The organism is Microcoleus sp. MON1_C1 (assembly GCF_036701945.1).
Classification (GTDB): domain Bacteria; phylum Cyanobacteriota; class Cyanobacteriia; order Cyanobacteriales; family Microcoleaceae; genus Microcoleus.
On record NZ_JAUBRO010000056.1, the window covers coordinates 1 to 14,380 of the forward strand.

At 45.3% G+C, this 14,380-nt stretch carries 9 protein-coding genes and 1 tRNA gene; 2 read left to right on the forward strand and 8 right to left on the reverse strand.

From position 1 onward, the window contains the following. Positions 1–363: 363 nt before the first annotated feature. The 4 genes from QUA62_RS24390 to QUA62_RS24405 all read right to left on the reverse strand — a co-directional run bounded on the left by QUA62_RS24390 (position 364) and on the right by QUA62_RS24405 (position 3,842). Entirely contained in the window at positions 364–723 is a 360-nt protein-coding gene (locus QUA62_RS24390) for an NIL domain-containing protein (RefSeq protein ID WP_333407326.1), read from the reverse strand. A gap of 155 nt (positions 724–878) precedes the next feature. Next, positions 879–1,757: a sulfate ABC transporter permease subunit CysW gene (gene cysW / locus QUA62_RS24395; protein ID WP_333407327.1), complete on the reverse strand. Its 879-nt coding sequence runs from the start codon at positions 1,755–1,757 to the stop codon at positions 879–881. Continuing rightward, on the reverse strand, positions 1,747–2,607 hold the full coding sequence (gene cysT / locus QUA62_RS24400) for a sulfate ABC transporter permease subunit CysT (protein ID WP_333407328.1): 861 nt from the start codon (positions 2,605–2,607) through the stop codon (positions 1,747–1,749). The genes cysW and cysT overlap by 11 nt, the downstream gene beginning before the upstream one ends. Before the next feature lie 89 nt (positions 2,608–2,696). Further along, on the reverse strand, positions 2,697–3,842 hold the full coding sequence (locus tag QUA62_RS24405; protein WP_333407329.1) for a sulfate ABC transporter substrate-binding protein: 1,146 nt from the start codon (positions 3,840–3,842) through the stop codon (positions 2,697–2,699). 365 nt (positions 3,843–4,207) lie between these two features. Between QUA62_RS24405 and QUA62_RS24410 the strand changes: the two genes are divergently transcribed. Both QUA62_RS24410 and QUA62_RS24415 read left to right on the forward strand, forming a co-directional pair. Further along, positions 4,208–6,364 carry a WD40 domain-containing protein gene (locus QUA62_RS24410; protein WP_333407330.1) on the forward strand — a complete coding sequence of 719 codons (2,157 nt, stop codon included), beginning with the start codon at positions 4,208–4,210 and terminating at the stop codon, positions 6,362–6,364. A gap of 140 nt (positions 6,365–6,504) precedes the next feature. Beyond that, a tRNA-Thr gene (locus QUA62_RS24415) sits at positions 6,505–6,577 on the forward strand. A 177-nt stretch (positions 6,578–6,754) separates the two neighbouring features. On the opposite strand, the gene QUA62_RS24420 is transcribed toward QUA62_RS24415, so the two are convergent. From QUA62_RS24420 to QUA62_RS24435, 4 genes are all read right to left on the reverse strand, one after another. Continuing rightward, positions 6,755–8,644: an aminopeptidase P family protein gene (locus QUA62_RS24420; RefSeq protein WP_333407331.1), complete on the reverse strand. Its 1,890-nt coding sequence runs from the start codon at positions 8,642–8,644 to the stop codon at positions 6,755–6,757. A gap of 16 nt (positions 8,645–8,660) precedes the next feature. Continuing rightward, on the reverse strand, positions 8,661–9,833 hold the full coding sequence (locus tag QUA62_RS24425) for a pyridoxal phosphate-dependent aminotransferase (protein WP_445301713.1): 1,173 nt from the start codon (positions 9,831–9,833) through the stop codon (positions 8,661–8,663). 84 nt (positions 9,834–9,917) lie between these two features. Further along, the gene (locus QUA62_RS24430) at positions 9,918–12,959 is read right to left on the reverse strand and encodes an SMC family ATPase (protein ID WP_333407332.1); all 3,042 of its coding nucleotides are present in this window, start codon (positions 12,957–12,959) and stop codon (positions 9,918–9,920) included. A 220-nt stretch (positions 12,960–13,179) separates the two neighbouring features. After that, positions 13,180–14,355 (reverse strand): exonuclease SbcCD subunit D, encoded by a 1,176-nt coding sequence (locus tag QUA62_RS24435; protein WP_333407333.1) that lies wholly within the window; start codon positions 14,353–14,355, stop codon positions 13,180–13,182. Between the last annotated feature and the right edge of the window lie 25 nt (positions 14,356–14,380).

A 14,380-nucleotide genomic window follows, 5' to 3' on the forward strand; every position in this document is an offset into this window, starting at 1 on the left:
ATCAGTTGACGTGCCATAACTTATCACCTCTAAACAGTATCTTTATTCTATGCAACTTCATGTAAAATTGGTATAAGCTGATATTATTTGGTAGTTGTTGGCTGCTAAATGATATGTATGTGCGATCTAACAACCGCAATCAAATTGCTTGGTAGTAAGGAATACAAGTCCTCTGAGTTTTATGAGGACTTGCATTCCTCACTAGAAGCGTGATAACGGTAATTTTACCGGAATAGATATGCGGACTCATGACTAACATTCCTGGAGGCTATTAGACTCAATCAACCGGCTAGAATAAAGAAAATTCTGCCTGTCAGTCTAGAATATTAACTCTTCCAGGTTGGTGCGTGCAAGACTCACTAATTACCAACTTTCTTCATCGGGATTATTGGAATTGCTCCAGATTTCCACATCTAAATCATTGAGATAAATTAGAGCCGTTTCAATCTGTTTACTGGTACCGTTAAGTTCCAAGTCAAACCAACCGTCATCTAAAGTTTTGACACCCAACAAAGCGGCATTAAAATTCACCGTCAAGCCGTATTCAGAAATCAGGTTAGAGATCACAGGTTCCTGATGGTACTCTTTAGGAACTCGAATGCGAATGCGGGTTTGAGTTGGTCTGCTGTCAGCACTATCAGATTTTGGAATATCTGATTCTTGGGTTTTGTGAAAATTGCCGATCGCCTCAAATTCAGATTCGCTAGTGTTGTGAGCTAACATTTGGGCCTCCTAATGTTTGTTTCAGTTTACATTTTGCACCAATATCTTGTAGGGTGCAAAGCTGCGATATTTTCCAGCTTCCAAGCAGATTGTCGATAGATCCGCACCCTACTAATGACTAACAACTTCGTACCCTACAGCCTAATGACTGATGATTATTCTTCAACCTCCTTAATGCTAGTTTTTCGTTCCAAAATCTCCTTAAGCACGAGGGTAACAACTCCTAAAAAACCTAGAATTACCGCCGCTGAAAATGCGGCTTGCGTCGCGTACTGCTTGTAAGCATCCTCTACAAACAAAGGCAAAGTTTGGGTTTTTTTAGCAATATTTCCCGACACCACAGAGACGGCTCCAAATTCTCCCATTGCTCTAGCATTGGTCAAAATTACTCCGTAAAGCAATCCCCAGCGAATACTGGGAAGCGTGACATTCCAGAAAATTTGCCAGTCATTTGCTCCCAAAGTTTTCGCCGCCTCTTCTTGATCTGTACCCACTTCTTCCAAAACAGGAATTACTTCGCGGGCTACAAAAGGCAAGGTAACAAAAGCAGTAGCCAGCACCATTCCAGGGAAGGCAAAAATAACCTTGATATTGGCGGCCTCCAGCCAGGGCCCGAACCATCCTACCCGACCGTAAAGCAGTACAATCATTAAACCTGCAACTACGGGAGATATGGCAAACGGCACGTCTAAAATGCTGATTAATAGCGTGCGCCCCCGAAATTTATTGCGACCAATTACCCAGGCTGCACATAAACCGAAGACTGTATTTACAGGCACGACAATCAGAGAAATCACCAGGGTAAGTTGCGCTGCGTGCAGAAAATCGGGCGAGGTTAAGTTAGAAAAAAATGGCTCAAATCCTTTTCGGAAAGCTTGGTAAAAAACGTTGACCATGGGGATAAATAAGACGAGAGCAAGATAGCCGCTCGCAATTCCGATTAAAGTGGGTTTTACCCAGGCTTTCTCCTGACTCCGACTAGAACCCGCAGGCGGAAATTTGTAATCAGCGGGTGAATTGATATTAGCCGTCATAGCGTCTTCTCCATGCTTGTAATAGATTAATTGCGAACAGCATTGCCAGGGAAATACCTAACAGGATAGTGCCGATAACTGTTGCTCCTGCATAGTCGTACTGTTCCAATCTTTGAAAAATTAATACTGGCGCGATTAAATCTTTGAAGGGTATGTTAGAGGCTACAATTACAGTAGAGCCGTACTCGCCAACCGCTCGCGAAAACCCGAGGGCAACTCCGGTTAAAATAGACGGAAATAACGGCGGTAAAACTACTCGCCAGAAAGTTTGAAATTGAGAAGCACCCAAGCACCAAGCTGCTTCTTCGATGTCTTTTTCCATCTCGTTTAAAACTGGCTGTACAGTCCGCACGATAAAGGGCAAGGAAATAAAGATCATCGCTATTCCTACGCCCAAGCGAGTAAATGAGATCTTGATTCCCAAGGGTGCAAATAGCCCGCCGATCCAGCCGTTATCGCTGTAAACTGTGGCGAGAGTTAAACCCGCGACGGAGGTTGGCAGTGCAAAAGGTAAATCAACTGCTGCATCGACAACCCGTTTTAAGGGAAAGTCGTAGCGGACTAATACCCAGGCAATTAATGTGCCAAATACTCCGTTAATTAATGCCGCAATTAATGCCGTAACGAAGGTGACATCGTAGGCGGAAAGGGCGATCGGACTGGTGGCAATTGCCCAAAATTCGGCGGGGTTTGCTGTGCTGGCTTTCAGGAGCATTGCTGCAACTGGGAGCAATAGCATTAAGCTGAGGTAGCCTAGGGTGATTCCCCAAGGTAATGTGATTTTGCCGATCGCCTTTTTGATATTTTCGATCGGAGATTCAGGGTTGCTGGTTGGAGATGATACAGCCATAAGTGAATAGTTTTGAGTTGCCAAGAATAGTGAATCTTTTAGATCCCCGACAACTTCGAGGAAGTCGGGGAGCTGAGCCTTGTGTTTTTTTACTGTTTAATTGAACCTTGGATTTTGTCAAAAACAGCTCCGTCATCGAAGAATTTCTGCTGAATATCTCCCCAACCTCCTAAGTCTTGAGCTGTAAATAGGGTTTTGATGGGGGCATATTTTTTGACAAATTCTGGTTCCGCGGCTACTGTCGCATCTACTGGGCGGAAGCCTACTTTGGCAAATTCTCGCTGAGCTTCTGGGGTGTAGAGAAACTTGACAAATGCTTCGGCGACTTCGCGAGTACCGTGTTTATCCACGTTTTTATCGACGATGGCAATCGGATTGTCGATCGAAACATTGACTTCGGGAATAGTATAAGTCGGTTTTTCGCCTTTCTCACCTGCCAGAAGAATCTCGTTTTCGTAGTTAATTAAGGCGTCGCCTTGCCCTTGTTTGAAAAATACATCAGTGGCTTCGCGGGCATCTTTAGTCAGAATCGGGACGTTTTTGTAGACTTTGCTAGTAAAGTCTAATGCTTTGGTTTCGTCTCCTCCGGTTTTAACAACCGATCCCCAAAGTGCGAGGAAATTCCAACGGGCAACGCCTGATGTTTTGGGATCGGCAGTAATCACTTTTACTCCGTCTTGGCTTAAATCTTCCCAGGTTTTGATGTTTTTGGGATTGCCTTCGCGGGTAACTATTGCTCCTACGGATTTACTGACTATGCCTTCGTTGGGAACTTCTTTTTCCCACCCAGGTTGAATTAGTCCGGCTTTTTCGATTTTTGCAGTGTCGAGGGCGAGGGCTAGGTGTACGATGTCTGCTTCTAAACCGTCAATTACGGCCCGAGTTTGGGAACCGGAACCGCCGTAGCTTTGGTTAAAAGTGACGGTTTGACCCTTTTCTTTTTGCCACTGTTCTACGAATTTGGGAATTATCGCTTCGTGGGCGGCTTTCGTGACGGCGAAGGATACTAGGGTTAATTCTACGTTGCCTTTGTTGGCTGCTGGGCTAGCACCGCCTGGAGTGGCTGCGGGGTTGTTGGTGCTTCCCTGGCCGCAGGATGCAACGGCCAGACTTAAAGTTATTCCGACTAAAAATAGCGACACAAATCTTTTGAGGGCAGTAAATGATTGATTTGTGCTGGCTGATGGCTGTTGTGGCCAGTGAAGGTGTTGATTTAGGCGTTGCCACGGACTCATTATATTTGTTCCTCTAGAAAAAGTACGGTTATTGGGTCGGAATACCGTAATTATGGTTGTGAAGTACGATTATAGACAAGAGCGAGTCAAATGGCAACAAAAAAAATGAATTGGGGGAACTCAGGGTCGATCGCATATTCTGATGTCTTTTCCCTCGGTGCTTTCGATTCAGATTTGGGGTAAAATGTAAAGTGTATAAATACTATTATTGAGTTAAGGTGCTCAACTTGCGCGGCTGCACGATACGCCCTACGATTACCATCGGCCGCTCGCTCAAATGTAATAGCCCTGCCAAGAGTCCCCGCCCCAGGGGGATATGTCTGACTCGCGCGATCGCCCTTAAGTAAGAAAAAGTTTTAACTGGTATGTCCTTACCCCGCCCTGTCTCAGACACCCTAATTGAACTGTTGAAGCCTGTAGCCTCTGAATTGGGAGAAAGATTGGGAGCAAGCGCTGTCAACGAACGCTATGCAGAAATTGAACCCTCGGGTTCTTCAGCTTTGAACCAGCAAATCAAAAAAGACCCCCGCTGGATTAAAGCACAAATGAGATATTTGCAGCGGCAGCAGGCCAGAGAACAACAATTAATCGCGCTCGCCGGCGCAGAAGAATGGGCAAAGGAAGAACGTGTTAATCGAATTAAGGCACAAGAATTGAGAGATAAGCGGGCAATTAGCCGGCTTTGCCGCGACTTAATGCGAGAGTTTCAATCAGAAGCAATTCGAGTTAAGCTGAGCGAAATTCAAACTATTTGGGACAGGGACAACTGGTTTTCTAATTTGAGCAGGCAGGAAACTGAACAGATTTTGCAGCAGCAGCAGCACCGATTGCTGCTGTTAGTTGCTCCCGCAAAAATTAGCGAAGATTGCCCGGATTCGTTTCGCCACAATCTAAATATCGAGCTGCCGGCTAAGTTAAGAGCTTTTTTGAATCAGCACTACCCCCAGCACGGAGAGGTGTGTCCGGTTCAATTTTACGGAGACTATTTCAAAAAATCGATTTCTGATATTGATGTGGAGCGGTTGCAGAGTGTTTTGTCTCCCGTACCTACAGCTATACTGTACAGCGATATCAGCGATTATGAAGTTAATTTTCATGTCGGTTTTTGGGGAATCATAAATCAGAGCGTTTCTCTAGTGGCGATGCAGCCTTGGAATTGGGAAGAGGTTTATCACCAGTTGGAAGCGCAGGGGAAAGATGAAAAACTGAGCCTGCGGATTATTCGGCAAATAATTGTGACTATTCACAAGTTATTGGCGGCTTTTTTAGCTGATTTGTATTATTTAAATATCGATTTTACTCACGAACCTCAGTTATTTAAATTAGAGGCGGAATTTGCTCAGGAATGGTTTTCTAAAGATTGGGCACAACCGTATATTGAAACTCTTAAAGAAATTCAGGAGCAGCAGCGAATAGTCTATAAGGGAGAGATGCGGCGGCTGGCGCTTCGAGAGGCGAAAGCTAAGGCGGAACGCCAGCGTTTGGAGGAAGCTGAACTCAAACGCAGAGAGGAAGCTGAGGCGGCATCTAAGCGGGTGAAGGAATTAGCTCACAAATTAAAACATCAGAAATGGCGGTGTGTATATACGCTGCCAGGACATTTATCGTTTGTGAATTCTCTGGCGATTAGCCCTGACGGTAAAATTCTGGCTAGCGGTAGTTGGGATAAAACTATTAAGATTTGGAATTTAGAAACAGCGGAATTAATTGGCACTCTGACGGGACATTCCGATCGCGTAAATTCCGTTGCTATTAGCTATGACGGAAAAATGTTGGTCAGCGGCAGTTCGGACGAAACGATTAAGTTTTGGAATTTGCACACCGGTGATTTACTGTGTACTTTTCCGGGACATTCTATGGAGGTGAATTCGGTGGCGATTAACCCGAAGCGCCAGGTAATTGCTAGCTGCGGGGGGGCTGATAATACGATTAAGCTGTGGAATTTGCGGAGTGGTGAGTTGCTGCGGACTTTGAGGGGTCATTCTGACAATGTGAATGCGGTGGTTTTTAGCCCAGACGGTAAAATATTGGCGAGTGGCAGTTCGGATGCAACGAGCAAGGTTTGGGATGTGGAAAGCGGCAATTTGCTGCGGACTCTTTCGGGGTTGAATGTTGGGGTGAATTCGGTGGCGATCGCGCCGGACGGTCAGATTCTTGCTAGCGTGAGCAATGATTATACGATTAAGCTGCGGAATTTGCACACGGGCAGTTTGTTGCGGATTTTAAATACTAATTCTGGAAGGGGAAAGGGTGAAACGAATTTAGGAACGAATGAGGCGGTGCATATTTTGCAGAATTATGTGAGTCGGGGCGAGTCGGTTGCTATCAGTCGGGACGGTTTGACTTTGGTGAGTGGGTGCGATGAGAATACGATTAATATTTGGAATTTGCAGACGGGGGAGTTGTTGAGCGCTCTTAAGGGACATTCGGGTACTGTGTACTCGGTGGCGATCGCACCTTCGGGCAATTTGCTCGCCAGCGGCAGTGCGGATCAGACGATTAAGATTTGGCGGTGCGATTAGTTAATTGGCAGTGGGCAGTGGGAAGTGGGCAGACAATTCCGGTTTTGCCCTTACGGGGAGGGGTTTTGACGGAATTTGAAAAAAAAAATGGCTGGGGGGGTTGCGCTAATGAGTATAAGTTTGCTATATTAATTTTCACTGCTGGTGTAACTCAGTTGGTAGAGTAGCTGATTTGTAATCAGCCTGTCGCAGGTTCAAATCCTGTCACCAGCTTTATAGCAGTTTTCAATCGGATTAAATAATCGGATTAAATAAAGTAGGGACACGGCCGTGCCGTGTCCCTATCTGATATAGGCTATTTTGTACCTTTGGGGCGGGCTCGCCTGCCCACCCCACAAGAGTTTTAATAAAAATAGGTGCACAAGTTAAATGTGCGACAAATTACAAGGCTTAACCTAACGCAGCGCAGGCTGTTTTCAACCATTCAATTGTTGCTGCATCAAGTACGGGTTCCAGTTTCTCGACTACCGAAGCGTGATAATTATTCAACCATGCTAGTTGAGTCTTTGACAGCCGATCGACATTTATCAATTTGCGCTCAAACGGAATATACGTCAGCGATTCAAATCCGTACCAAACCGAACCGTTTTTTGATGGCATTTCCCTGACAACATAGAGATTTTCGATGCGAATTCCGCCCCATCCCGGTTCGTAATATCCCGGTTCGATGCTAGTTACCATTCCGGCTTCTAGGGGATACTGCACAGATTTGCTGATGCCGTTTGGCCCTTCGTGACCGGCTAAAAACGCGCCGACTCCGTGCCCGGTGCCATGTCCGTAGTCTAGCTGTTCTTGCCATAATACCGCACGGGCGATCGCATCTAATTGCGCTCCCGTTGTTCCTTTGGGGAATTGCTGCATTGCACAGTTGATGTGCGCGATTAAAACTGTGGTGTAGTGTTCTATTTGTAGCGCCGTCGGTTCTCCGATACTTATTGTTCTCGTATCGTCGGTTGTACCTGCTAAATATTGCGCGCCTGAATCCAGCAGCAGCAATTCTCCGGGTTTTAAGGTGACTTCTGGGCTGGGGGTTCCGTAATGTACGATCGAGCTATTGGCTCCCGCACCCGCGATCGTTCTAAAAGTTAAAGTCTGAAAATCAGTTTCTTCCTGGTAAAAACTTTCGATGCTTTCTTTGACATCAAACTCGGTCAAGACATTACCATTTTCTAGTTGTTCTGTCAACCATTTTAAAGTCAAAGTTTTCGCTCGACTTGCTTTGAAATTGGCTGATTTCATCTGCTCGATTTCAACCGGATTTTTGCGAGCTTTCATCCCTTCTACCGGATGTGTCTCAAAAACTATTTCGATGTTGTATAACTGCGCTTGTTGATGATTTAATATTAACTGGTACGTGCCTGCTGTGCTGTGTTTCGGGTCTAAAAGTACCCGAACTTTATGTGGCAAATTTACGCAAGTTTCTAATGTATGCGGATAGTCTGCGTAGGGAAGCAAAGTTACATCCGCCCGCAATTCTTGCTTGATTTCTAGTGAAATTCGTTCGGTATTTGTAAACAAAAATGCTGAATCTGTGGTGACAATGGCATAGGATATGAAAATGGGAATGTGGGGAATATCCGAGCCTCGGAGGTTGAACAGCCACGCTATTTGATTGAGGTTGGTAATCGGAAGCACATCGATGTTGGCTTTTTGCATCGCTTCCCTGACTCTGGCTAATTTTTCGGCGGCGGTTTCTCCGGTCAGGGATACAGGTAAGCTAAATATGGGCTCTGCATCAATCGCGGGTAAAGTCTCTGCTGTTTGCCAAGGAGTTTGCGATCGCACTTTGTCTGTCAAATTATCCGGGATTGGTATGAACTCAATCTCCGCATTCGCGAATTTTTTCACCCAATTTTGATATTGCTCTGTCGCTACAGTAAACGGGTCAAAACCCATGCGAATTTTAGTTGACTTTTCTGCCGATTCTACCGCCAGTTTTTCTAAAGTTTCAATTAAGGTTAAATTTCCTTCTAAGCCGAGTTTCGATATTTGAATAATTCCAGTATCGACTTGCAATTCGGCTTGTTCGTAATAGCGGGAATCCACAAACAACCAAGCGGCATCTTTACCAACCAACAAATCGCCGGCGGAACCCGTAAAACCGCACATCCAAGCTCGCCGCTGCTTGGCTGCTGGAACTGATAAATTTAAGTGTTCGTCAACCGCTGGGATGTAATAGCAATCTAATTCATAATCTGCCATTAAATCGCGCAAGTCTGCCAGTTTTGCAGCGGAGGTATCTTGGATATTTGTATTTGCTTTTAAGTTAGTGGCAACCATTTTGAATTTTCCTATTTTACTTGTTTAAAATTGTCTTCAAACCTTTAACTAATCTCCTAATACCTGCGGTGGCGGTTGCTTTTTCCAAAGCACCGTAAGCAACGCGCAAATAGCAGCCGCTATCCATGCCGAAGGTTGTACCGGGAAGCACTGCTACGTGATATTCGCGAATTAATTTTTCTACTAATTCCATTGTATCGATTTCAGTATCAACTTTCAAGAAAAAGTAGAAGGCTCCGCAGGCTGGGGAAATTGTACACAAATTTTGGATGGTATTGAGTTCGTCTAATACGAGTTGTCGCACAGAGGCGATCGCCCTTACATAATTATCGCAGTAACCTCTACCAACTTGCAAGGCTCCCAGCGCTGCATATTGAGAAATTACCGGCGGACAAATTAAGATTGTATCTTGAATTTTTCTCACTGAAACGAGCAAGTGTTCTGGGATTACCATATACCCGATCCGCCAACTCGCAAAACCGTAGGCTTTGGAGAGGCTAAATAGAGAAATTGTATGTTCGCTGCTGTGGGGAAAAGCGGCGGGCGAACAGTGTTTGACGCCGTTATAAGTAAAATATTCATAAGCTTCATCGCTGATGTGATAGATGTTGTGCTGGCGACAAATCTCGTTAACTTCCCGCAGTGCTTCGGAAGGATAAACAACACCAGTGGGATTATTTGGTGAAATGGTAACTATGGCTCGCGTTTTGTCGGTAATTGCTTTTTTTATACCATCGATATTAAGTTGATAATTGGCGTCAGTTTCTACTATCACAGGTCGGCAACTTGCCATAATTGCCGCCATTTCGTGGTTGAAGTAATAAGGTGCTTGGATAATAACTTCGTCCCCCGCCGAGGTGATAGCGAGAATGGCGTTGGTAAATCCCATATTGCTACCTGCGGTAACGACAATGCAGTTTTTGCTGTTAATTTCTATGTCGTTATCTGTTTTTAGTTTGGCTGCGATAGCATCTTGTAATTGTGGAATTCCTTCCACGGCTTTGTATTTGTGATTGTCGGTATTTGCGAAGAATTCGGGAATTCGGTCAAATGATTCTTGTGGCGGATTGTAGTAAACTACGCCTTGTCCTAAGGATATTGTTCCCGGATTTTGGCGGATCAGTTCGCCAACTACTGGAATTATTGGCGACTGTACCGATTGCATTCGATTCGGGTGATTTTTCATCATATATTATAGGTAATTGTAGGGGCAGGTTTAGTGATAATCTACGTGCTTCAGCAAGTTTACTATTTCACGCACGCGCCTCTCACTTCAGGATCTATGTACTTCTATTTTAGAACCTTGGGGGGATTTAGAAACTTTAACTTGTGCGGGCAATCTTTCGCCCAATTCTCGAACGTGGGTAATCACTCCAATCAGCCTTTCTCGCTGCCGCAAAGATTCTAAAATTTGAGTAACGCTTTCGAGAGTTTCGGTATCTAAAGTACCAAATCCTTCATCTAGAAATAAGCTGCCCAAGTGAGCTCCTTGAGACAGCTTTTCTGACAAAGCTAAAGCCATTGATAAGGAAGTGGCAAAGGTTTCGCCACCGGAAAGAGTACGCACTCGTCTAGCTTCGCCGCCGTTCCAATTATCTGCTACCCAGTATTCGCCGTCTTGGTTTATTAGTTTGTAGCGATTTTCGCTTAATTCTTGCAAAATTAAGGTGGCGCTGCCGACTAATTCTGCTTCTAAATGTTCTAAAATGTATGATTGAAATTCGTTGGATTTGAGGTTCTGCGCTAAGGTGTGATAAGTTTGCTCTTGTTCGGTGAAATTTGTGATTTGCTGTGACAGTCTTTCGGCTTGTTCGAGATTTTGAGCTGCTACTTGAATCCAAGCTAACAGTTCGGCGCGGTTGTTGTTGGCTTGTTTGAGGTTTTCTTGGGCGGTATGTTTTGCCGCTCGCACTTGTGCTAATGTATTCTCATCAGTAGTTCTGCCTGCGATCGCCTCGCTCAAATCTTTCGCCCGGGTCTCTAACTGAATTTTTGATTCGCGGTGAGAGCGAATAGCATTTTCCCATTCTGATTGTTCCTTAACTGTCGCAACCGCTGCTAAAAATGTCTCTTCTGTGAAATCAACCGCTGTTAATTTTGTGGCCCAATCCAGGTTTAACTGCTGTTTCTGGGCTTGGGCTTGTCCAAAAGCTTCTCCCGCTTGTTGCTCTCTCTCTGCTGCTTGAATAACCTTATTTTGAGCAGTTTGATAGGATTTTTCGGCAACTTTCAGCAGATTTGCCAAGTCTTGCTTGTCTTGTTCTAAGACTTTTGCTAAATTAGCATAAGGTTGATATTCGGTAATTTGATAAAGCGCATTTACACAACTTTGCAACTGCTGCTGGCGGCGGTCTGATTCGGCGATCGCATCTTGATATTCCTGCTGTTTAGCTGCTTGAGTCGCTACCGCAAAATTGAATCTTTCCTGAAAATTATCATATTCCAATGATGCCAGTTGGAACTGCTGTTCGGTTTCGCGGTATTGGCGATCGCTCTCCTTAAGGATTGCCAACTCCTGCTGCAACCCCAAGCTTTCCCAATGAGGAGTATCCAAAACTTGAGTGATTTCCTGCTGCAATTCGGCAACTTTATGCGCGGTTAATTCCAACATTTGAGCAATTTCCGACTCTTTTTGCAGGCAGGCTGAAACTGCACTTTTTCCCTCAGCCGCCAACCTTTGAGCATCTTGAAAAACCTTATTTGCTGTCGCCAATTTCTGCCGCAAACCAGCGACATCGACAATATTAGAATTCGGCAAAGGAGGGAGGCTCTCGCTCTCAGGATGCACCCCCCCGCACACCGGGCAAGTATCGCCAGAATTCAGCGACATTCTGATAGCAGCAACACTCTCTAAACGTGCCGCTTCCGCATTAGCGGTTTCCGCCGCTTCTAACTCGCGGGCGCACTCTTTTAGCCTGAGTTCAACTGCTTCTAAATTAGCGGTAACCTCCACATAATTTTGTTGAGCGCTTTCCTTCTGGGCCAGAGATTTATCCAACTGTTCTTGCTGAGTCTTTTGCTGCTTGGTAATTAGCTGAATTTCCATCAATAAGGGTGAAATTTGCTGCAATTGCTCTAAACGCTTTCCTCCCGGCGCATACTGTGCGAGCTGTGCCGCTGCTTGAGTAACTCGAAAACCCGCACTTTGAATTTTAGTGTTAGCAGCTTGCAAGTCTTTATCTGCTGCCATAAAAAAGCGGAGTTTTTCCTGTTGAATTTTTTGGGCAAGCGCAACTTCTTTTTCTAATTGAGCGCGCTGTTCTTCATATACTTTAGCAGCAGCTAGAGCATCTTCCCGAGCCTTAATTTGTGGCGCTAGCACCTCTTCTTTCGCTTTTGCCGCGTCAAGTTGCTGCTGCTCTACTGCTAGCTCAGAGCGAGCTTTAATTAACTGCTTTCGCGCTGCCACCGAGGCACTTGCGGCAGTTTCATACTGACTGCGAGCCGATCGCACTAAAGCCCAATCTCCCTGTAAATGATTGGCAGCTTGCGCTCTGTCTAAACGCTGTGCTAAAATTGCAACCTCAGCAGAATTAGCATTTAATTGGGTCAGTTCTTGTTGTAGCTCTTGCCAGCGAGCAAGTTGCGAAAATAGCTGTTCCTCTTCATCGAGATCCTTCTGAGCTTTCATCACAGCGCGCTCGAACTGGGGCAACTGCTGCTCTAAAATCAAAAGTTGCGATCGTCTTTGAGCCACCTCATCAGCCGTCGGCGCACTCAAATCGGCTAGCTGCCTTTCCACCATTTCCCGTTCCTGTTTCAGCAACTTTGCGAGTTCATTTGTTTCCTTCCGCATCTGCTCAAAAATCTCAAATCCCGCTAGCTGCCGCAAAATTTCCCGGCGTTTTGATGTATCCCCTTTAATAAACTCATCAAACTTGCCTTGAGGCAGAACAATTGCTCGCGTAAAAGTATCAAAATCCATTCCTAAAATCTGTTCAATCGTATTTTGAACAGCAACGATACTCGTCCCCAAAGTTTCCCATTGACCATTTTGCCAGTTGTCCAAAATCACCTTATTTTCGGGAGATTTGGGACGGAAACGCCACCTTCGCGTCACCCGATACTGTGCCGAACCCACAGCAAAACGCAACTGCACTTTTAAATTTTCGCTGCCTTGACTTGCCAAATCACTTACTTGTTTGCCGCTGCGAGTTGTCGTGCCAAAAAGAGCGTAAGTCATGGCATCTAACAGTGAAGATTTGCCCGCACCTGTAGCACCAGTAATTGCAAACAAATCGAGTTGAGAAAAATCTAAACGCTGTTCCTGGCGGAAGCTGGTAAATCCTTCGAGAATAAGTTCGAGTGGACGCATACTGATTTTAGTTTTAGGATTTGGGGTTTTAGATTGTATTACTCTTTACCAGGCTCCGCCTGGTAATGCAGATCGGGAGGCTCTGCCTCCAATTTTCCTATTTGCCTGGTAACGCATATCCGGAGGCTCTGCCTCCAATTTTCCTATTTAAGCGCGAGGCAGAGCCTCTGGATATTTCCAGACGGAGCCTGGGAACCAGTTATTGTATCTTTTTACCCATTTAATTGTTAACTGTTTCCTTAAACTTCTTGTACAAATTTTGAAATTCCTCCAATACTGTCGGTTTCGGTGTCGTTCCCAAGCGGTTTTGATAATAGTTGCAAAACTCTGCTGCCGGATCGAAATTATTGGGATCGATATTAGTTATTTCTGTTGCTTCTAGCGCTGCATCTGGATAGCGCGGTTCAATTAACAGCGCTTGAGAACAAATTTGGCGCACTCGATCGGCAAGTCCGATTTGCGGACTGTCCAGTTCGACAATTACTTTCAAGAAACCCGGATGATACTGATGAGCTTCTAAAGTTTCATCGAGATTGTCGTTATGACATTTAAGCACTTTTAAGGGCTTGTGGCAAGCCACCGGCTTAAATTCCACCTTTGCCTGACTTCCCGGCTCAACTTCTATCAAGCAAAATCCTTTTTCCTGTTCCGCTTCTCCAAAATCTAACTGAATCAAAGAACCGGAATAATAAGCGGGAGAAGTCTCAGAAATCCGCTGGTGAATGTGGATGTGTCCGAGGGCGACATACTGAGCTTCCGGCGGCAGAGTTTGCGATGAGAGCAGGTATTTTTCTCGCGTGTAATAAGCGACTTCGGATTTTGCCAATCGAGCGCCGTCAATGCTCATGTGTCCCATGAGAAAATTGACAGTATTGTCTCTAAAATCCCTGGTTAAATCTTCGAGTAAATATGCTACGATTTCGCGGTAATCTTTTCGGCGCTCGGCATCGCCCGACTGCCAGAGAGAATTAGCATCTAACAGTCTTTGTTCGGAAGCAAAAGGCATCGCTCCCACGCAAAGTTTACCGCTTTTTGTATTAAGAGTAATTGTGCCGCCGTCTGCGGAACGCCTGGGTTTGCCTAAAGCGCGAACACCGGCGAGGGAAAGCAATTGCGCGATGCTGTCGATGCGGGATGCCGAATCGTGATTACCGGCGATCGCAATTGCGGGAATTCCTGCCGCTTGGAGTTCGCAGAAAAAGTTATAAGCAATGCGTTCGGCGTAAGCGGGAGGGTTGGGCACGTCGAAAATGTCACCGGCAACGAGCACAGCATCGACATCCAAGGCTTTTGCTTGCTTCAAAATCTGTTCGAGGGCGATCGCAATTTCAAAAGTGCGATCGATCCCTCGAAAACGTCGCCCTAAATGCCAGTCAGCAGTATGAATTATTCGCATAGTACGAGGAGTATTTTGTTTATTT

Bases quoted from the DNA above. Each gene is read 5' to 3' on its own strand.
- QUA62_RS24390 (WP_333407326.1), bottom strand. From the start codon at position 723: ATGTTAGCTCACAACACTAGCGAATCTGAATTTGAGGCGATCGGCAAT.
- cysW (WP_333407327.1), bottom strand. From the start codon at position 1,757: ATGACGGCTAATATCAATTCACCCGCTGATTACAAATTTCCGCCTGCG.
- cysT (WP_333407328.1), bottom strand. From the start codon at position 2,607: ATGGCTGTATCATCTCCAACCAGCAACCCTGAATCTCCGATCGAAAAT.
- QUA62_RS24405 (WP_333407329.1), bottom strand. From the start codon at position 3,842: ATGAGTCCGTGGCAACGCCTAAATCAACACCTTCACTGGCCACAACAG.
- QUA62_RS24410 (WP_333407330.1), top strand. From the start codon at position 4,208: ATGTCCTTACCCCGCCCTGTCTCAGACACCCTAATTGAACTGTTGAAG.
- QUA62_RS24420 (WP_333407331.1), bottom strand. From the start codon at position 8,644: ATGGTTGCCACTAACTTAAAAGCAAATACAAATATCCAAGATACCTCC.
- QUA62_RS24425 (WP_445301713.1), bottom strand. From the start codon at position 9,833: ATGATGAAAAATCACCCGAATCGAATGCAATCGGTACAGTCGCCAATA.
- QUA62_RS24430 (WP_333407332.1), bottom strand. From the start codon at position 12,959: ATGCGTCCACTCGAACTTATTCTCGAAGGATTTACCAGCTTCCGCCAG.
- QUA62_RS24435 (WP_333407333.1), bottom strand. From the start codon at position 14,355: ATGCGAATAATTCATACTGCTGACTGGCATTTAGGGCGACGTTTTCGA.